This window comes from Streptomyces sp. NPDC092045, from assembly GCF_044756005.1.
Taxonomy (GTDB): domain Bacteria; phylum Actinomycetota; class Actinomycetes; order Streptomycetales; family Streptomycetaceae; genus Streptomyces.
In genome coordinates this window covers 38,208-55,929 of record NZ_JBIVSC010000009.1, presented here as the reverse complement: position 1 = coordinate 55,929, position 17,722 = coordinate 38,208, and the positions used below count along the sequence as shown (strand labels likewise).

General features: G+C 74.2%; 17 protein-coding genes and 1 tRNA gene. 8 read left to right on the top strand and 10 right to left on the bottom strand.

Annotated features, from left to right (window positions below):
• Nucleotides 1-36: 36 nt before the first annotated feature.
• Nucleotides 37-1,188, bottom strand: coding sequence for a hypothetical protein (locus ACIQKA_RS21620; protein WP_383155218.1), 1,152 nt, complete (start codon nt 1,186-1,188; stop codon nt 37-39).
• Entirely contained in the window at nt 1,121-1,993 is an 873-nt protein-coding gene (locus ACIQKA_RS21615) for a phosphatase PAP2 family protein (protein ID WP_402541990.1), read from the bottom strand. The genes ACIQKA_RS21620 and ACIQKA_RS21615 overlap by 68 nt, the downstream gene beginning before the upstream one ends.
• Before the next feature lie 145 nt (nt 1,994-2,138).
• Here ACIQKA_RS21615 and ACIQKA_RS21610 point away from each other — a divergent pair, with 145 nt between their 5' ends.
• Complete coding sequence (locus ACIQKA_RS21610) at nt 2,139-2,735, top strand: histidine phosphatase family protein (protein ID WP_351972099.1); 597 nt, start codon at nt 2,139-2,141, stop codon at nt 2,733-2,735.
• 7 nt (nt 2,736-2,742) lie between these two features.
• On the opposite strand, the gene ACIQKA_RS21605 is transcribed toward ACIQKA_RS21610, so the two are convergent.
• Nucleotides 2,743-4,041, bottom strand: coding sequence for a tetratricopeptide repeat protein (locus ACIQKA_RS21605; RefSeq protein WP_383428958.1), 1,299 nt, complete (start codon nt 4,039-4,041; stop codon nt 2,743-2,745).
• Nucleotides 4,042-4,265: 224 nt separating this feature from the next.
• Here ACIQKA_RS21605 and ACIQKA_RS21600 point away from each other — a divergent pair, with 224 nt between their 5' ends.
• Both ACIQKA_RS21600 and ACIQKA_RS21595 read left to right on the top strand, forming a co-directional pair.
• Nucleotides 4,266-4,709 (top strand): hypothetical protein, encoded by a 444-nt coding sequence (locus ACIQKA_RS21600; RefSeq protein WP_390105477.1) that lies wholly within the window; start codon nt 4,266-4,268, stop codon nt 4,707-4,709.
• A 65-nt stretch (nt 4,710-4,774) separates the two neighbouring features.
• Nucleotides 4,775-5,641 carry a spermidine synthase gene (locus ACIQKA_RS21595; protein WP_402541989.1) on the top strand — a complete coding sequence of 289 codons (867 nt, stop codon included), beginning with the start codon at nt 4,775-4,777 and terminating at the stop codon, nt 5,639-5,641.
• 55 nt (nt 5,642-5,696) lie between these two features.
• Here ACIQKA_RS21595 and ACIQKA_RS21590 read toward each other — a convergent pair whose 3' ends face one another.
• A complete protein-coding gene (locus ACIQKA_RS21590) occupies nt 5,697-6,326 on the bottom strand; it encodes a hypothetical protein (RefSeq protein ID WP_402541988.1) in 630 nt (209 codons plus the stop codon).
• 87 nt (nt 6,327-6,413) lie between these two features.
• Between ACIQKA_RS21590 and ACIQKA_RS21585 the strand changes: the two genes are divergently transcribed.
• From ACIQKA_RS21585 to ACIQKA_RS21575, 3 genes are all read left to right on the top strand, one after another.
• Entirely contained in the window at nt 6,414-7,115 is a 702-nt protein-coding gene (locus ACIQKA_RS21585) for a response regulator transcription factor (RefSeq protein WP_383155201.1), read from the top strand.
• Entirely contained in the window at nt 7,112-8,542 is a 1,431-nt protein-coding gene (locus ACIQKA_RS21580; protein ID WP_383155199.1) for an ATP-binding protein, read from the top strand. The genes ACIQKA_RS21585 and ACIQKA_RS21580 overlap by 4 nt, the downstream gene beginning before the upstream one ends.
• A gap of 385 nt (nt 8,543-8,927) precedes the next feature.
• A complete protein-coding gene (locus ACIQKA_RS21575) occupies nt 8,928-10,448 on the top strand; it encodes a cellulose binding domain-containing protein (RefSeq protein WP_402541986.1) in 1,521 nt (506 codons plus the stop codon).
• Nucleotides 10,449-10,586: 138 nt separating this feature from the next.
• Here the strand turns inward: ACIQKA_RS21575 and ACIQKA_RS21570 are convergent.
• The 4 genes from ACIQKA_RS21570 to ACIQKA_RS21555 form a co-directional block, all read right to left on the bottom strand.
• A tRNA-His gene (locus tag ACIQKA_RS21570) sits at nt 10,587-10,659 on the bottom strand.
• A gap of 128 nt (nt 10,660-10,787) precedes the next feature.
• Nucleotides 10,788-11,390: an oligoribonuclease gene (gene orn, locus ACIQKA_RS21565; RefSeq protein WP_383149534.1), complete on the bottom strand. Its 603-nt coding sequence runs from the start codon at nt 11,388-11,390 to the stop codon at nt 10,788-10,790.
• A gap of 139 nt (nt 11,391-11,529) precedes the next feature.
• Complete coding sequence (locus ACIQKA_RS21560; RefSeq protein ID WP_383149535.1) at nt 11,530-12,699, bottom strand: helix-turn-helix domain-containing protein; 1,170 nt, start codon at nt 12,697-12,699, stop codon at nt 11,530-11,532.
• A 422-nt stretch (nt 12,700-13,121) separates the two neighbouring features.
• Nucleotides 13,122-13,463 carry a hypothetical protein gene (locus ACIQKA_RS21555; protein WP_383149537.1) on the bottom strand — a complete coding sequence of 114 codons (342 nt, stop codon included), beginning with the start codon at nt 13,461-13,463 and terminating at the stop codon, nt 13,122-13,124.
• Between the two features lie 541 nt (nt 13,464-14,004).
• Here ACIQKA_RS21555 and ACIQKA_RS21550 point away from each other — a divergent pair.
• The gene (locus ACIQKA_RS21550) at nt 14,005-14,526 is read left to right on the top strand and encodes a universal stress protein (protein ID WP_383149539.1); all 522 of its coding nucleotides are present in this window, start codon (nt 14,005-14,007) and stop codon (nt 14,524-14,526) included.
• 163 nt (nt 14,527-14,689) lie between these two features.
• Nucleotides 14,690-15,259, top strand: a complete 570-nt coding sequence (locus ACIQKA_RS21545; RefSeq protein ID WP_402541982.1) for a GPR1/FUN34/YaaH family transporter — start codon at nt 14,690-14,692, stop codon at nt 15,257-15,259.
• A gap of 124 nt (nt 15,260-15,383) precedes the next feature.
• On the opposite strand, the gene glmS is transcribed toward ACIQKA_RS21545, so the two are convergent.
• Entirely contained in the window at nt 15,384-17,201 is a 1,818-nt protein-coding gene (gene glmS, locus ACIQKA_RS21540; RefSeq protein ID WP_383149543.1) for a glutamine--fructose-6-phosphate transaminase (isomerizing), read from the bottom strand.
• Nucleotides 17,202-17,272: 71 nt separating this feature from the next.
• Entirely contained in the window at nt 17,273-17,548 is a 276-nt protein-coding gene (locus ACIQKA_RS21535) for a hypothetical protein (RefSeq protein ID WP_024758123.1), read from the bottom strand.
• Between the last annotated feature and the right edge of the window lie 174 nt (nt 17,549-17,722).

The following is a 17,722-nucleotide window of genomic DNA, read 5'->3' as shown; positions in this document are numbered from 1 at the left end:
CGAGGCCCTCCCGGGGCGCGGTGCGGGAAAGGGACGTCAGCAGGGGCATGCGACGTGCTCCCGGGGGGTGCGGGCGGGCGCCGAGGCCAGCGCCTCCTCGCGCAGCGCCCTGGCCCGCCGCAGGGCCGCCACCGCCGGGTCGTCCGGGTCGCCCGCCTCGCCGCGCGCCGCCGCCAGGACCGCTCCGACCGTCGTCAGGCCGCCCAGCTCGCCCCGTACCGAACGGCCCAGGGTCTCCACCGCGCCCGTCTCCCGCGACCGCGACCGGCAGTGGAAGGCCAGCTCGCAGGCGGCCAGGCACTCCGGCGCGTACTGGTGGGGCACCGACTCCACCGACGCCGTCAGCTCCTCCGGCGAGCGCTCCGCCACGTCGAAGCTGACGCCCTCCGGCAGCGCGTCCGCGATCTCGTCGATCCGGGTGAGCCGGTCCAACTGGCGCCGGGTCACCGACCGCTGCTTGCGCACGTCGACGACCGAGGCCGTCGGCACGTTCGAGAAGTCCTTCGGGCAGACCAGGAGCACCGAGTGCGCCACCCGCGCGCCCTCCGTGACCGCCGCCACCCGTTCGAGCGCCAGCACGTACACGGCGGCCTGGCGGGCCGCCGCGCCCACCTTCGCCGCGTCCGCCGAACCGTCCACCGTCGGGAAGGACTTGATCTCGACCACCGTCCACCCGCCGCCCGGACGCACCACCACCGCGTCCGGCTCCAGGTAGACCGGGGAGCCCGCCACCTCCAGGGCCAGCAGCGGATGGTCGAGCAGCGTCCACCCCCCGGACCCGGTCGCCTCCCGCAGCGCGAGCGCCGTGCGCGCCACCCGGCCCTCGGGCCCGGCCGCCGACAGGTCGGGCACGGACACCTCGCCGGGCTCCTCCACCCCGAGCAGCCGCAGCAGTTCGCGCCCGCCGTCCGCCTTCACCTTCGCCTCGAAGGAGTTGCCCCGCACGATCGCGAACTGCGACTGCCCGAACGGGGCCGGGGAGCCGAGCTTCGCGGCGAGGGCGGACTTGTCGACCCCGGCGCCGTCGAGCAAGGCCCGCCGCCGGCAGCCGGGGTTGGCGGCGAGCGCCGCGAGCGCCCGCGCGTCCAGCGGACGCGGTGCGACCCCCGGTCCGCGCAGCTCAGCGAGCAGGTGTCGACGTGTCGTCTGCGGCGGTCGCGACGGACCGCTGTCCGGGGATGTGCTCACCCGCGAAAGTCTCGCATCCCCCACCGACAACCGGAGGGGCTTCCCCCGTTCCCGTCTCCGCGCCCGCCCCCGTCCCCGCCCGCCCGCGCAGCCGGTCGACCGCCCGCAGCGCGTGCGGGGCGAGCAGGAACCCGGCCCCCATCACGGCCGCCCCCGCGACCGCGTCGAGCAGGTAGTGGTTGGCCGTGCCCATCACCACCATCGTCGTGAGCAGCGGATACGCCACCCCGAGCGCCCTCACGAGCGGAGTCCGCCCGTACCGCCACAGCATCACCCCGCACCACAGCGCCCACCCCACGTGCAGACTGGGCATCGCCGCGTACTGGTTGGTCATCCCGCCGAGCCCGCGCGGCGCGCTCGCCTCGCCGCCCCACCAGCCGTACGCGCTGAAGTGGGCCATCGTGTCGGTGAATCCGTGCGCCGCGTCGAGCAGCCGGGGCGGGCAGGTCGGCAGCAGCGTGAAGCCGACGAGCCCGAGCAGGGTGGAGGCCATCAGCCAGGCGCGGGCCGCCCGGTAGTGCGCGGACCGCTGCCGGAACAGCCACACCAGGACCACCGGGGTGACCAGGTAGTGCAGCGTGGCGTACGCGAAGTCCGCCGGGACGCCGAGCGCGGGGACGTCCGTGAACAGCCGGTTCAGCGGTCGCTCGGCGTCGATCCCGAGCAGCCCCTCCAGGCGCAGGATCGCCAGGCCGTGGTCGACGGCCGAGGCCTCGTCGCCCCGCACGAGCAGCCGTCCGCCGGTGTAGGCCGCGTACACGACGCCGATCAGTGACAGCTCGGCCCACCAGCGTGGCTTGCGCATGGACAAGATCCCCTCCCGTATGGCGTACGGCCCCGGGGAGGGGACGCCGGACGGCACCCGGAGGTTGCCCGCGTGTCGCCCCGAATTCAGGTGGGCGATGATGGAAGGAGCACGTCCGCACCGCGAACCTCTGGAGAGCCTTCCCATGGCACCGCGCATCCTGCTCGCCCGGCACGGCCAGACCGAGTGGTCGCTCCTCGGCCGCCACACCGGCAGGACCGACATCCCCCTGCTCGAGGAGGGGCGCCGCGGCGCGAAGCTGCTCGGCGAGCGCCTGCACCGCGGCCCCTGGCAGGGCCTGCCCGGCGTGGAGGTGCGCACCAGCCCCCTGGTGCGGGCGAGCGAGACCTGCGCGCTCGCCGGCTTCGGCGACCGGGCCGAGCCCTGGGACGCGCTGATGGAGTGGGACTACGGGGCGTACGAGGGCCTCACCCCGCCGCAGATCAAGGAGCGGCGGCCGGACTGGTTCATCTGGCGCGACGGCGTCCCCGGCGGCGAGACCCTGGCGCAGCTCTCGGACCGCGCCGACGAGGTCGTGGAGTGGGCCCGCTCCGCCGACCGGGACGTCCTGGTCTTCGCCCACGGGCACATCCTCCGCTCCATCGGTGCCCGCTGGCTCGGCGAGGACGTCTCCTTCGCCGCCCGCATCCGCCTCGACCCGACGAGCCTCTCGGTCCTGGGCTGGGCCTACGGCGATCCGGCGCTCGAACGCTGGAACGACACCGGGCACCTGGAGCAGTAGGCCCGCCTCAGCGGACGGCCGCCAGCACCCGGCCCGTCTCCGCGAGGAGTTCGCGGATGCGGGCCGAGGCGATGCCGTCGAGGGAGTCCACCACCCGGCGCGCCTCCGCCGCCGCCTCGTCCGGACGGCCCGCGTGCGCCAGGTCCCGGGCGAGCTGGGCGCGGTAGAGCGCGAGGTTCCGGGCGAAGTGCGGGTTCTGCAGGACCGCGGCCCGGTGGGCGTGGCGGACGGCCCGGCCCCAGTCGCCGAGCTCCGACCAGCACCGGGCCTCCTGCGCCTCCCGCTCCGGCTCCCCGAAGAAGGACATCCACTCCGGGTCCCCGTCGGCCGGGCCCCGGTCGAAGAAGGAGTGCGCGCGGCCGAGGGCCCGCTCGCAGGCGGACCGGTCGCCGAGCGCCGCCCACGCGCACGCCTCCCGCAGCGAGAGCAGGGAGAGCAGCCGGGCCGAGTCCAGGGACCGCGCGGCCCGCAGCCCGGCCTGCGCCGCCCTGACCGCCTCCCGGTGCCGGCCGGTGTCCCGGGCCAGGAACGAGGTGTTGCAGAAGGCGTGCGCCTCCAGGGCCGCGTTCCCGGAGCTTCCCGCCACCCGCGCGGTGGCCAGGGCCTCCGCGTAGTGCGAGCGTGCGTCCTCGTGCCGGCCCGAGTCGTGGGCCAGCCAGCCGACGGAGAGGGAGAGTTCGCCCGCGCCCGCGTGCAGCCGGTCCTCGGTGGAGCGGCGGACCGTGGTGCCGGCGTCGAGCAGCGCGTACGCGGTGCGGAGCGGCTGGGCGGCCACCTTGTAGAGGCCGTCGGCGCCGTGCCGGTCGTCGAGCAGCCGGATCCGCCGCACGGCGTCCTCGACGGCCCGCACCTCGGTCTCGCCGATCCGGTGGGTCCCGCGGGGGCTGGGGATCGCGACGGCGGGGCCGCCGAGTCCCAGCGAGGCGGCCGCCAGGGTGGCGGAGCCGCTCGTCATGAATGCGCGACGCAGCACGTCGCTCTCCTCATCGTTCCGGGTCGTGGAGGCGGCGGGGGGCGACGCCCCGGCCGGGACGGTCTGCCGCCGGCCGCGCACCGTCTCCCGCGCGGAGAACCCCAGGTCGGAGAGGCCGAGTCCGGGGAACATGTGCAGGAAGACCCGCTCGTACGCGTAGTTGGGGCAGCGGATCTCGCCCGCCTCCACGCGTCCGATGTAGCGGGCGTCGCACGCGACCTGTTCGCCGATCTCCCGCGCCGCCCGGCGGACGGCCGCGGCGAACTCCGCCGGCGACTGCTGTCCTCGGAGCCTGCGGAAGGCGAGGTTGGGAACTGCCCGTGACATCGCCATGGCCGAGCCCTCTCCTGGTGCTGCCGGGTGGTCCGGCGGCAGAAACGTACCCGCTGTAACCGAATGCCTACGCAGAGTTTGGCTACAAATCGGATATCTCGCCTGCGATCTGCCATGAACTGCCATCCTTTGCGGCGGGAAACCGCCGTAGCCGTTGACGCGCACGGGCGTTGAACCGTAAGGAGAGACGGAACGTGTCTCCTCATGGAGCGAGGAGGGGTCCCATGTCGGAGATCGGTTCACAGTCGGCCGCCCGGCCCGTGCCCGCCCCGGGCACCGCCGGGGCCGAGTCCGCCGCCGGGGCCTGGGACCTGGTCACCGTGCCGGTCCGCCAGGGCCTGGAGGCCGTCGACATCCTGCGCCGCACCGGCGCCCCCGCCGTCGGCCCGGTGGTGCACGACGGCACCTGCGACACCCTCGGCTTCCTGGTCCCGCCCGGCACCGCCGCCGCCTGGGACGTGCCGGGCAGCGCCTGTACGCGCACCTCGGGGCGGGGCCTCCGCCTCCCCGAGCTGCCGGAGCTGCCCGAACCGGCCGGCGGCGCCCCCCGCCCGGCCGGCTGGCTGCTGCCCCCCGGCGACACCGACCCGGTCACCGACCCCGCCGTCCTGCGCGAGGCGCTCGGCGAAGCGGCCCGGCTCATCGAGGCCGCCGACGGCTGCCGCTGAGCCCCGGGCCCGGTCCGGCGGCCCCGGGCACGCCGGTCACGGTCCGATCGTCCGATAATGGACGGATGGCCAGGAACAAGCAGCGTGACCGGGCGGCGGCGGCAGCCCCCGTCTCCGAGACCGTCGACGGCGGCCTCGCCGAACTCGTACCCGACCGGGAGCGCCCGCGCGCCTGGACGCTGCTCGTCGACGGCGCCCCGCAGTCGCACGTCGACCTGGACGACCCGACCCACCTCTCCTTCGAGTACCAGCGGCGCCTCGGCCACGTCGTGGACCTCGCCGCCCCGCCGAACCGCCCGCTCCAGGCCGTGCACCTCGGCGGCGGCGCCCTCACCCTCGCCCGGTACGTCGCCGCGACCCGGCCCCGCTCCACGCAGCAGGTCGTGGAGCTCGACGGGCGCCTGGTCCAGTTCGTCCGCCGGGAGCTGCCGCTCGACCCCGGCGCCCGCGTCCGGGTCCGCTCCACCGACGCCCGCGCCGGCCTCGCCAAGGTCCAGGACGGCTGGGCGGACCTGATCATCGCGGACGTGTTCGGCGGAGCCCGTACCCCCGCCCATCTGACCAGCGCCGAGTTCCTCGCCGAGGTGCGGAGGGCGCTGCGGCCCGGCGGCCTCTACGCGGCGAACCTCGCCGACGGCCCGCCGCTGGCCCATCTGCGCGGCCAGATCGCCACGGCCGCCGCCGTCTTCCCCGAACTGGCCCTGACCGCCGACCCGACCGTGCTGCGCGGCTGCCGCTTCGGCAACGCGGTCCTGCTCGCCTCCGACCGGGAGCTCCCGGTCGCCGAACTCACCCGCAGGGTCGCCACCGACCCGCACCCGGGCCGGGTCGAACACGGGCGGGCGCTCGCCGACTTCGCCGGGGGAGCGGCCCCGGTCACCGACGCGAGCGCCAAGCCCTCACCGGCCCCGCCGGCCTCCGTCTTCCGCTAGGAACCTCCGCCAGGAATCCGGACAGCCGGACAGCCGGGGACAGCCGGACAGTCCGTCAGACCGCCCGGTCCTCGATCTCCACGCGGGGCGCGGTGTCGTGCCACACGCAGAAGACCGACAGCTCGCGGCCGTCCCGGGTGAAGGTCACCCGGATCCAGGTCGTCTGCTTCCACACCTGCATCTGCCAGCCCGGGGCGGGCGTCGCGGAGACCAGTTCGGCCGAGGTCCCCCCGAGGTCGAAGGCGACCCGGCCGCCGTCCACGGCGTAGCTCTTCACGTTCGTGCCGGAGCCGGACTCCGGCCCGGAACCTCCGCCCGAACCGGTCTTCGGCGGCGGGGCCGCCGGGGTCTCCGCCGTCGGGCTCGGCCGCCGCGACGGAGTGCCGGAGGGGGTGCCGGAGGGGGTGTCGGACGGGGTGGCCGAGGGCGTCGGACCGCCGCCCGGTCCGGTCTCCGGCGCGGTGGACGCGGACGGCCCGTCCGGGCCGGGATACCGGGTCGAGGAGGTCAGCGGACGCCCGTCGGGATCGTGCGTCCCGTCCGCGGCCCAGAGCGGCACGGGCAGCGCGCGCGGCGGGTCGTACACGGTTCCGGACAGCACCGTGTGCACTCCCCACCAGGACAGGGTGACCGCCGCGCCGGTGGCGAGTGACCAGGCAAGGGCGTGGACCAGTCCTCTTCGCACCGGCCCATAGTGCACCACCTCCGGCCGTTCCGGATCGGAGGGTGGACATTGTCCGATGATCCGTCCGCATGGCGTACGGTGCCGCCCATGGCAAGTGTGCTCGTGGTCGAGGACGACCAGTTCGTGCGCTCCGCCCTCATCCGGCAGCTCTCCGAGGCGTCCCACACCGTACGGAGCGTAGGCACGGCACTGGAGGCGCTGCGCGAGGTCGCCCATTTCCGTTTCGACGTGGTCATCCTCGACCTCGGACTGCCGGATCTGGACGGGTCCGAGGCGCTCAAGATGCTGCGCGGCATCACCGACGTGCCGGTGATCATCGCGACCGCCCGGGACGACGAGGCCGAGATCGTACGGCTCCTCCACGCGGGGGCCGACGACTACCTCGTGAAGCCCTTCTCGGTCGACCACCTCTCCGCCCGGATGGCCGCCGTCCTGCGCCGCGCCCGGTCCGGCGCCGGTGAGGCACCGCCCTCCCGGGTCATCCGGGTCGGCGGGCTCACCGTCGACCCGCTGCGCCGCCAGGCGGAACTGGACGGCACGCCCCTGGACCTGACCCGGCGCGAGTTCGACCTGCTCGCCTTCCTCGCGGGGCGGCCCGGCGTGGTCGTCCCGCGCAAGGAACTGCTCGCCGAGGTCTGGCAGCAGTCCTACGGCGACGACCAGACCATCGACGTCCACCTGTCGTGGCTGCGGCGGAAACTGGGCGAGACGGCCGCCCGGCCCCGCTATCTGCACACCCTGCGCGGGGTGGGCGTGAAGCTGGAGCCGCCCGCGGAGCCGCGGCCGTGAGGTGGGCGCTCGTCAAGGTGTGCCTGGCCGTCACCGCCATGGTCGTGGTCGCCTTCGCCGTCCCCCTCGGGCTCGTCGTCAAGGAGATGGCCCGCGACCGGGCCATCTCCAACGCCGAACGGCGGGCCGCCGGACTCGCCCCCGTCCTCGCCATCACCACCGACCGCGACGAACTCGACAAGGCCGTCGCCACCACCGAGGACGGGGCCGCCGGCCGGCTCGCCGTCCACGTCCCCGCCGAGGCGCCGGGCGGCGCGCCCCTGGAGATCGGCACCCGCCGGGCGGGGGAGAAGGAGCTCACGGCCACCCGGGAGCTCGGCCGGGCCTCGATCACGGAGGTCCCCGGCGGCTTCGCCCTGCTCCAGCCCACCGCGCTCAGCAGCGGCCGGGTCGCGGTCGTCGAACTCTTCGTCCCCGAGGGCGACGTGTCCAACGGCGTCGGCACCGCCTGGCTGGTCCTCGCCGGGGTCGGCGCCGCCCTGATCGTCGGCTCCGTCGCCGTCGCCGACCGACTCGGCGTCCGCATGGTCCAGCCCGCCCAGCGGCTCGCGGGCGCCGCCCACGACCTGGGCGAGGGGCGGCTCGGCGCCCGGGTCCCCGAGGAGGGGCCGCCGGAACTCAAGTCCGCCGCCGTCGCCTTCAACTCGATGGCCGACCAGGTCGTCCAACTCCTGGCCAACGAGCGGGAGCTGGCCGCCGACCTCTCCCACCGGCTGCGCACCCCGCTCACCGTCCTGCGGCTCAACGCGGCCTCGCTCGGCTCGGGACCGGCCGCCGAGCAGACCCGCGCGGCCGTCGAACAGCTGGAGCGCGAGGTCGACATCATCATCCGCACGGCCCGGGAGGCGAAGCCGCAGACCCAGGCGACCGGACCCGGCGCGGGCTGCGACGCCGCCGAAGTGGTGCGCGAGCGGATGGACTTCTGGTCGGCGCTCGCCGAGGACGAGGGGCGCCGGGTGCGGGTCGCGGGCGTCGAGCGCCCGGTCCGCATCCCGGTCGCCCGGCCCGAACTCGTCGCCGCGCTCGACGCCCTCCTCGGCAACGTCTTCCGCCACACCCCGGAGGGCACGGCCTTCTCCATCGACGTCCACAACGGCGACGACGCCGTTATCGTCCTGGTCTCCGACGCGGGCGCCGGCATCGCCGACCCGGCCGCCGCGCTGGCCCGGGGCAACAGCGGCGGCCGGGACGGCTCCACGGGCCTCGGCCTCGACATCGTGCGGCGCGTGGCGGAGGGCACCGGCGGCGACGTCCGCATCGGCCGCTCGGTCCTCGGCGGCACGGAGGTCCGCGTCTGGATCGGCCTCGGCGGACGCGCCGGCGCGGGCGGCCCGGCCGGCGCACCCGGAGGGAGCGGCCGCCGGAGCCACCGCCCGGCCCGCCGCCGGCGCGGGGGGACGGGGACGCGCCGGGCACGGGAGGGCTGAGTTCCGGGGGAGGGGCGCCCGGGGGGCCGGGGCGCCTCCGGGGCCCGGGGGTGGGTTCCGGGATGGGTCCAAGACCTCGGAGACGAGTTCCGGGAGGTCCCCGGGGCTTCCGGGAACGAACTCCGGGAGATTCCCGGGGTTCCCGGGAACGAACTCAGAGAGGTCCCCGGGGTTCCCGGGAACGAACTCCGGGAGGTCCCCGAGGCTCCCGGGAGCGAACCCCGGTCCGCGTCCGGGGCTCGGCGCCGAACCTTTGCTGGTTCCGATGGCCGCCTTAAGCGGACCCTAAGGATTCCCGCCTCCGCCCCCGATCCCCGCTTTGTCCGTTCTCCGCTCGCTAGCGTGCTGCCGCACCCCCACTTCCGCACGCAGAGGCAGGCACGCCATGGGCACCCGATCGCACCGGCGCAGGGCGAGCACGAGGACCAAGGCCGTCGCGGCGGTCGTCACGGCGGCCGTCGCCGGCGGCGCGGCCTTCGCGCTCACCGGCACCGCCCAGGCCGCCTCCGTCGGCGCCGCCTACACCCGGACCAGCTCCTGGACCGGCGGCTACACCGGCCAGTACGTCGTCACCAACGAGACGTCCGCCGCGCAGTCCGACTGGACCCTGGAGTTCGACCTCCCGGCCGGCACCACCATCGGCTCCCTCTGGAACGGCGAGCACACCGTCTCCGGCCGGCACGTCACCGTGAGGCCCGCGAGCTGGAACCGGCAGCTGGACCCCGGCCGGTCCGTCACCGTCGGCTTCGTCACCTCCGCCGCGGGAGAGGCGGGCGACCCCGCGAACTGCCTGATCAACAAGGCGTCCTGCTCGGCCGGCGGCCCCGCCCCCACCCCCAGCGGCCGCCCCACCGACCAGCCCACCGCCACCGCCACCCCCACGGCGACGGCGACGGCGACGGCCGAGCCGACCCCGACCGCGACCGCCACCACGGCCCCCGCGCCGACCCCCACGCGGACGCAGACCCCGGCTCCGACGCCCACCCCGACGACCTCCACGCCGGCGCCCGTCACCGGCGCGAAGTTCGCCCCGTACGTCGACACCTCGCTCTACCCGGCGTACGACCTGCTCGCGACCGCGGACGCCACCGGCGTGAAGGAGTTCAACCTCGCCTTCATCACCTCCGGCGGTGCCTGCGCCCCGCTGTGGGGCGGGGTCACCGACCTGGCGAACGACAGGGTCGCCGCCCAGATCGGTGCCCTGCGCGCCAAGGGCGGCGACGTCCGCGTCTCCTTCGGCGGCGCCGCGGGACACGAGCTGGCCCTGAACTGCTCCTCGGCCGCCGCGCTCGCCGCCGCGTACGGCAAGGTCGTCGACCAGTACGGGCTGACCAAGGTCGACTTCGACGTCGAGGGCGCGGCCCTGCCGGACACCGCCGCCAACACCCGACGCGCGCAGGCGATCGCCCAGCTCCAGAAGGCCCACCCGGGCCTGAACGTCTCCTTCACCCTGCCGGTCATGCCCGAGGGCCTGACCCAGCCGGGCGTGGACCTGCTCGCGGACGCCAAGCGGAACGGGGTCCGCGTCGACGCCGTCAACATCATGGCGATGGACTACGGCCCGGCGTACAGCGCCGACATGGGCACGTACGCGATCCAGGCCGCGACCGCGACCCAGGCCCAGGTCAAGGGCGTCCTCGGGCTCTCCGACGCGGCGGCCTGGAAGGCGGTCGCCGTCACCCCGATGATCGGCGTCAACGACGTCACCACCGAGGTCTTCAAGGTCGACGACGCCACCCAGCTCGTCGACTTCGCGAGGTCCAAGGGGCTGGGCTGGCTCTCGATGTGGTCCTCGACCCGTGACAAGCAGTGCCCGGACGGCGCCGTGAACCGCGCCGACGCCACCTGCTCCTCGATCCTCCAGCAGCCGCTGGCCTTCACGAAGGCCTTCGCCGCCTACCGGTAGCCCCCCCCGAAGAACCACTGCGCCCCCCACATCGCGCGCCCCGGTCGTTCTCCCCCCCTCGACCGGGGCGCGCCCCCCTTTCCCGTACGGGAACGACGAAGGCCCCGGTTCTTTCGAACCGGGGCCTTCGTCACACAGGGTGAGTAACGGGACTCGAACCCGCGACATCCTGGACCACAACCAGGTGCTCTACCATCTGAGCTATACCCACCATGACCGGCGGTTTTCCCGAAGGTTTCCCCGACCGGCCGAGAAGAAGTCTACAGGGTCCGGGAGGGTGCTCGCGCCCACGTTTCCCGGAGGGGCGTTCGAGGGCGCGAGCGGGCGGTCGTTCCGGCGTCACTCCGAGGACAGGACGTGGCGCGCGGCGATCCGCTTCGCGGTCTCCGAGTCGGGGCCGGGCTGCGGGACGAAGACCGCCTCGCGGTAGTAGCGCAGTTCGGCGATGGACTCGCGGATGTCGGCGAGCGCCCGGTGGTTGCCGTTCTTCTCCGGACTGTTGAAGTACGCCCTCGGGTACCAGCGGCGGGCCAGCTCCTTGACCGAGGAGACATCGACGATCCGGTAGTGCAGGTGGCCCTCCAGGGCGGGCATGTCGCGGGCGAGGAAGCCGCGGTCGGTGGAGACCGAGTTCCCGCACAGCGGCGCCTTGCCGGGCTCCTTGACGTGTTCGCGCACGTAGGCGAGGACCTGGGCCTCGGCGTCGGCGAGCGTGGTGCCGTCCGCCAGCTCGTCGAGCAGCCCCGAGGCCGTGTGCATCTGGCGCACGATCTCCGGCATGGTCTCCAGGGCGGCGTCCGGCGGGCGGATCACGATGTCCACGCCGTCGCCGAGCACGTTCAGTTCCGAGTCGGTGACCAGCGCGGCCACCTCGATGAGTGCGTCGTCCGTCAGCGAGAGCCCGGTCATCTCGCAGTCGATCCACACCATGCGGTCGTTCATGCGTCCACCTTAGGGGGTGCGCGGGGGAGCGGACCCGGCCCGGCAGCCCGACGGGCGCCCGGGGGAGGTGTCCCCGGACGCCCGTCGGTCCTGCGGTGCGCGGCTTGTGGCCGCGGGTCTCTCGGTCACGGCGCCCCGGTCACGGCGCGCTGCGCTGGCCCGGCAGGGAGGGCCGTCCGGACGCGTAGGCGTCGGACTGCGGCTTCCCCGGCTCCAGCGGCGGGCCCGGCCGCCGCACGCCGGCCCCGAGCTGGGCGGGCACGACCGGGTCGAGCACCGTCGTGCCGGCCTCGCCCTGCGGACGCCGGGCGCGGTAGGCCGCCCGGTAGGCCGCCGGCGAGGAGCCGAGCTGGCGCCGGAAGTGACCGCGCAGGGCCACCGGCGAGCGGAAGCCGCACCTGCCCGCCACCTCGTCGACCGAGTAGTCGGAGGTCTCGAGAAGCCGCTGCGCCTGGAGCACCCGCTGGGTGATCAGCCACTGGAGCGGGGCCGAGCCCGTGAGGGAGCGGAACCGGCGGTCGAAGGTCCGCCGCGACATGTACGCGCGCGCCGCGAGCGTCTCCACGTCGAACTGCTCGTGGAGGTGTTCGAGCGCCCAGGCGACGACCTCGGCCAGCGGGTCGGCGCCGATCTCCTCGGGTAAAGACCTGTCGAGGTAGCGCTCCTGACCGCCGCTGCGCCGCGGCGGGACGACCAGCCGGCGCGCCAGGGCGCCCGCGGCCTCCGTGCCGTGGTCGGTCCGCACGATGTGCAGACACAGATCGATTCCGGCCGCGGTGCCGGCGGAGGTCAGCACGTCCCCGTCGTCGACGAAGAGCTCCCGCGGGTCCACGTGGACCGACGGATAGCGCTTGGCGAGCGTCGGCGCGTACATCCAGTGCGTGGTCGCCGGGCGGCCGTCGAGCAGTCCGGCCGCGGCCAGGACGAACGCCCCGGTGCACAGCCCGACGATCCTGGCCCCCTCCTCGTGTGCGCGGCGCAGCGCTTCGAGCGCCTCCGGCGGCGGCGGCGAGGTGATCGACCGCCAGGCCGGGACGACGACGGTGCCCGCCCGGCCGATGGCCTCCAGGCCGTACGGCGCGGTGAGTTCGAGGCCGCCGGTGGTCCGCAGCGGTCCTTCCTCGCCGGCGCAGACGAGCAGCCGGTAACGTGGCACTCCGGCGTCCTGCCGGTCGATGCCGAACACGGAGAGCGGGATGGAGCTCTCGAAGATGGGGCCGCCGCTGAACAGCAGCACCGCGACGACTTCGCGACGGCGGCGCCCGGACAGTTTCCGTCCGGCCTCCGCTGCGGTGGAGTCCTGGCTCATGACGCTAAGCCCCCCTCGGTGTTCGCGTCTCCCTGGTCGTGTCGCTCCTGCACGTTTCCCCTCGGTTTTGCACGAGACCCCAGTCTTCGGTACCCATGATCGAATCTACTGCGTCCCGTGGCGCCGGCGTGACAAGTTCTCCAACCGGTGGATTGTCGACAAGGCAACTTGGCGCGAAGCGATCGTTGGCGGGGAGTCGCGTCCGGGGGCTCGCGAGGGTCGTACCGGGGTGATGAACGCCCCGGTACGCGGGGGGTCTGACCCCTTGGGACAGGGCCTCCGGGGGTGTCGGGCCCGAGGTTGGCCAATCGTTACGCCAAGGACGCGCCGGGCACCGGAAGTTGGCTGAAAACATATGGGCTCGGGTGTGCGAGCCTGTCAACTCGAAGGGGGTTCCGTGCGTCCGGGGGCCCCTTCCGGAACTAGTGCCGGCGTCCGCCGCGCGCGGTCTCCGCGCGGAGACCCCGCTCCGAGCGCCGCAGCAGCAGCCGGCAGGCCGCCGTCACCGAGACGAGGCCGAGGGCGGCCCCGGCCGCCCCGGCGAGCGAGGTGCCGTAGACGACGAGCACCACCGGGACCAGGACGCAGCAGAAGACCGCCCAGCGGACGACGTCGCCGGCGGCCTGCTCCCCCTTGTCCCCCCTCTTCCCTCCCGTACCCGCGGACGGGGGAGCGGGATCGGCGGGGCGGGGGGCGCGGGGCGCGGCGAGCGTCGGGGTGGGGACGGCGGAGGACCGGGCGGCGGCGGTCGGCGGTACGGGCACGGGCGCTCTCCCTGCGACGGTGGGGCGGACCTGTGGCAACGAGGAACGGAGCGCTCCGGTCACTCCCCGCGACGACCGTTCGGCCCTGTGCGACCCCGGCCTCGCTGCCGGACCCGCACGCGCGCCCGGACCCGGTGCCGGCCCCGCACCCGGCCCCGGCGCCGCATCCGGCCCCGGTGCCGGTCCCGGATTCGTACGCCCCCGGTCCCCGTACGCCCCCCCGTTCCCGCGCGCGCCTCCCGCCCCGTACGTCTCCCCGCGTCCCCGTGGGGCGTCCCGGCCCGCCCCGGCCGGACGCCTGTAGGGCACAACCGGCATTGCCAGATCCCGAAGGGCTCGTGCATGCTCCTGGAACGCCGCGCGCGAGCGGTGTGCCCGCCGGGCGAGGCGCGGTGGGCCCTGGGCAGGAGAGGAGTGCGGCCGTACCCTTGGGGGTATGGGCTTGGGAAGATGATTCCCGGACACAGCTCCGCCGTCACCCGTCGTTCCTCTCCCCCTTCTCCCGTCCCTTCCCACGAGGACCCTCTTCGCCGAGACACCGATGGCCGGTCACGAATTCCCCGAACCCGCGGACCGCGAGCGCGTCGCCGACTCCACGGTCGACCCCCTCGCGGTCGAACAGCCACGTCATGCCTGCGACCCGGCCTTCCGGCACGGGGTCGTCGTCGGCTTCGACGGCTCCACGTCCAGTGAGCGCGCCCTCGCGTACGCCATCGGCATGGCCCGCCGCTCCGGCTCGGGCCTGATCATCGTGCACGTGGCCAACCGGCTGCCCACCACGGTGTGGGCCGGCTGCGAGCCCCCCGTCTTCGTCGACGTGCCGGACCACCGCACCGAGGTCCTCGGTCTGGAACTGGCCTGCGCGGAGCACCTCGCCGAGGTGCCGTGGATCCTGGTCGAGCGCGGCGGCGACATCTGCCACGAGCTGGAGGAGGTCGGCCGGGAGTACTCGGCCGACGCGATCGTGGTCGGTTCCACGCACGGGATCGTCGGACGGATCTTCGGCTCGGTGGCCGGCCGCCTCGCGCGCCGCGCCCAGCGGCCCGTCGTCGTCATCCCGTAGCCGCCGTCCCGTTCCCCGCGCTTCCCCGTCGCTCCCCCAACTGCCGTCATCCGGCCATAATTTCGGCCTTCCTCAGGTGAATTGTGTACTTGTGAAGGGTAGATAAAGGCCACGGAACACAGCAGCTCACGCAGCACGACTGCGCATCTGAAGGGAGCCCGCCGTGGACAACGACGTCGCCGCGGGAAACACCAGCTCCACGCTCGGCCGCCTCGCACTCGGACTGACCCTCCTGGCCTTCGGCCTGGGCGGCACCGGTGTCATCGACAACGTCGCGGCGACGGACGCCGCGGGCCTCGCCACCTGGGTCGGCGGGGTGACGCTCTTCCTCGCCGGCCTGCTCGCGCTGCGCGCGGGCGACGCCCGGGAGGGCACGGCGCACGCGGCGCTCGGCGCCTTCTGGTTCACCTGGGGGACCGCCGCCGGCGGCGGCGCCTCGGCCGACGCCGTGGGGGTCTTCCTGCTCCTGTGGGCGCTCCTCGCGCTCACCCTGACCCTGGCGGCCTCGGGCGGCGGCCTCTTCGGACAGGGCGTGTACGGGCTGCTGTTCGTCGCCCTGCTGCTCCTGGGCGTGGGCGCCCTGGCCGGCGGCGACGGCCTCGGCAGGGCGGGCGGCTGGGTCGCCGCCGTCGCCGGACTGCTCGCCTGGTACGGCGCCACGGCCGCCGTCGCGAGCCGGCCGGCGCTGCTCCGGCGCCGGGCGCCGGGCGAGGGCGCCCCGGCCGCGAGCTAGGCCGGGAAGTGCGACGGTCCCCGTGCACGGGAGGTGTGTGCACGGGGACCGTCGTGTGTCAGGTCGGGCGGCGCCGGGGGACAGGCCCGGCGGCGGGTCCGGGGGACAGGCCCGGACCCCGCTGCTACTCGACCGTGACGGACTTGGCCAGGTTGCGCGGCTTGTCGATGTCGCGGCCCATGGCGAGGGCGGTGTGGTAAGCGAAGAGCTGGAGCGGGATGCCCATGAGGATCGGGTCCAGCTCGTCCTCGTTCTTCGGGACCACGAGGGTGTGGTCGGCCTTCTCCTGCGGCTGGTGCGCGACCGCGAGGATGCGGCCGCTGCGGGCCTTGATCTCCTCCAGGGCGGCGCGGTTCTTCTCCAGGAGGTCGTCGTCGGGGACGATCGCGACCGTCGGCAGGGCCGGCTCGATGAGGGCCAGCGGGCCGTGCTTGAGCTCGGAGGCCGGGTAGGCCTCGGCGTGGATGTAGGAGATCTCCTTGAGCTTGAGGGAGGCCTCCAGGGCGACCGGGTAGCCGCGCACGCGCCCGATGAACATCATCGACTGGGCGCCCGCGTACTCCTCGGCGAGGCGCTTGATCTCGTCCTCGCCCTTGAGGATCTCCTCGATCTGGGCGGGCAGCCTCCGCAGGCCCTCGATGATCCGCTTGCCGTCGGTGACGGACAGGTCGCGGATGCGGCCGAGGTGCAGGGCGAGCAGCGCGAAGGCGGTCACCGTGTTGGTGAAGCACTTGGTGGAGACGACGCAGACCTCGGGGCCCGCGTGGACGTACACGCCGCCGTCGGCCTCGCGGGCGATGGCGGAGCCGACCACGTTGACGACGCCGAGGACGCGGGCGCCCTTCCGCTTGAGCTCCTGGACGGCGGCGAGCACGTCGTAGGTCTCGCCGGACTGGGAGACGGCGATGTAGAGGGTGTCGGGGTCCACGACCGGGTTGCGGTAGCGGAACTCCGAGGCCGGCTCGGCGTCGGCGGGGATGCGGGCCATGGACTCGATGAGCCCGGCGCCGATGAGGCCGGCGTGGTACGAGGTGCCGCAGCCGAGGATCTTGATGCGGCGGATGGTGCGGGCCTCGCGCGGGTCCAGGTTCAGGCCGCCCAGGTGCACGGTGGAGAAGCGGTCGTCGATCCGGCCGCGCAGGACGCGGTCGACCGCGTCGGGCTGCTCGGAGATCTCCTTGTGCATGAAGGTGTCGTGGCCGCCCATGTCGTAGGAGGCGGCCTCCCACTCGACGGTCTCCGGGGTGGCCGTGGTGGTGGCGCCGGAGGTCGTGTAGGTGCGGAAGTCGTCGGCCTTGAGGGTGGCCATCTCGCCGTCGTCGAGGGTGACGACCTGGCGGGTGTGGGCGATCAGGGCGGCGACGTCGGAGGCGACGAGCATCTCCTTCTCGCCGATGCCGAGGATGACCGGGGAGCCGTTGCGGGCCACGACGATGCGGTCGTTGAAGTCCGCGTGCATCACGGCGATGCCGTAGGTGCCCTCGATGAGCTTGAGCGCCTCGCGGACCTTCTCCTCCAGGGTGGACGCCTGGGAGCGGGCGATGAGGTGGGTGATGACCTCGGTGTCCGTCTCGGAGGCGAAGACGACGCCGTCGGCCTCCAGCTTGGCGCGGAGCTCCTGGGCGTTGTCCACGATGCCGTTGTGGACGACGGCGACCTTGTTCTCGGGGTCCAGGTGCGGGTGCGAGTTGACGTCGCTCGGCGCGCCGTGGGTGGCCCAGCGGGTGTGGGCGATGCCGGTGGTGCCGGTGAAGCGCTTGGGGACGCGGGCCTCCAGGTCACGGACCCGGCCCTTGGCCTTCACCATCTTCAGGCCGGTGGCCTTCGGGCTGGTGACGACCATGCCGGCGGAGTCGTATCCGCGGTACTCCAGGCGCTGCAGGCCTTCGAGCAGCAGCGGTGCCACGTCGCGCTTACCGATGTAACCGACAATTCCGCACATAAAGGTGAAACCCCTCCAGGTCAGTGGATGTACTCGGCCGCCCGGGCGATCGCCCCGGGAGGTGCGGCCGCTCAGCCGTACACGATCCGGCGCAGCTGCCGGAGCGAGAGCTCCGGCGGCGCCACGGCCCGGTGCGGCAGCTCCGCCGCGATCCGTTCGAAGATCTCGGCGTTCACGGCCCCGCCGGACTGCAGCTCGCGGTGGCGGCGGCGGACGAACTCCTCGGTCGTCTCGTCGAAGTACGCCAGCACGTCGAGCACCACCCGGGCGGCCTCACCGCGCTGGAGCGCGGTGCTGCGGACCAGGTGGTCGACGAGGTCGTCGTGCGACGGGCGGCGTTCGAGCACCCGTGAATACTGAGGGGTACCTCCGTCCCCGCGCAAGAATCCTGCCCGAAATCGGGCAGGGGGAGCCGGTTCACCCCTCCAGATCGGGTAATTGGCCTAGACCTTGGCCGCTGAGGAAGGCAGCGGTACACAGGGGCGCGGTTCGGATATAGAAAACGACAGACGCGTCGTCCA

What these genes read in the sequence shown, in the direction of transcription:
- ACIQKA_RS21605 (WP_383428958.1), bottom strand. Translation starts at nt 4,041, where the DNA reads ATGGCGATGTCACGGGCAGTTCCCAACCTCGCCTTCCGCAGGCTCCGA.
- ACIQKA_RS21575 (WP_402541986.1), top strand. Translation starts at nt 8,928, where the DNA reads ATGGGCACCCGATCGCACCGGCGCAGGGCGAGCACGAGGACCAAGGCC.
- orn (WP_383149534.1), bottom strand. Translation starts at nt 11,390, where the DNA reads ATGAACGACCGCATGGTGTGGATCGACTGCGAGATGACCGGGCTCTCG.
- ACIQKA_RS21615 (WP_402541990.1), bottom strand. Translation starts at nt 1,993, where the DNA reads ATGCGCAAGCCACGCTGGTGGGCCGAGCTGTCACTGATCGGCGTCGTG.
- ACIQKA_RS21610 (WP_351972099.1), top strand. Translation starts at nt 2,139, where the DNA reads ATGGCACCGCGCATCCTGCTCGCCCGGCACGGCCAGACCGAGTGGTCG.
- ACIQKA_RS21550 (WP_383149539.1), top strand. Translation starts at nt 14,005, where the DNA reads ATGGCCGGTCACGAATTCCCCGAACCCGCGGACCGCGAGCGCGTCGCC.
- ACIQKA_RS21595 (WP_402541989.1), top strand. Translation starts at nt 4,775, where the DNA reads ATGGCCAGGAACAAGCAGCGTGACCGGGCGGCGGCGGCAGCCCCCGTC.
- ACIQKA_RS21600 (WP_390105477.1), top strand. Translation starts at nt 4,266, where the DNA reads ATGTCGGAGATCGGTTCACAGTCGGCCGCCCGGCCCGTGCCCGCCCCG.
- glmS (WP_383149543.1), bottom strand. Translation starts at nt 17,201, where the DNA reads ATGTGCGGAATTGTCGGTTACATCGGTAAGCGCGACGTGGCACCGCTG.
- ACIQKA_RS21560 (WP_383149535.1), bottom strand. Translation starts at nt 12,699, where the DNA reads ATGAGCCAGGACTCCACCGCAGCGGAGGCCGGACGGAAACTGTCCGGG.
- ACIQKA_RS21585 (WP_383155201.1), top strand. Translation starts at nt 6,414, where the DNA reads ATGGCAAGTGTGCTCGTGGTCGAGGACGACCAGTTCGTGCGCTCCGCC.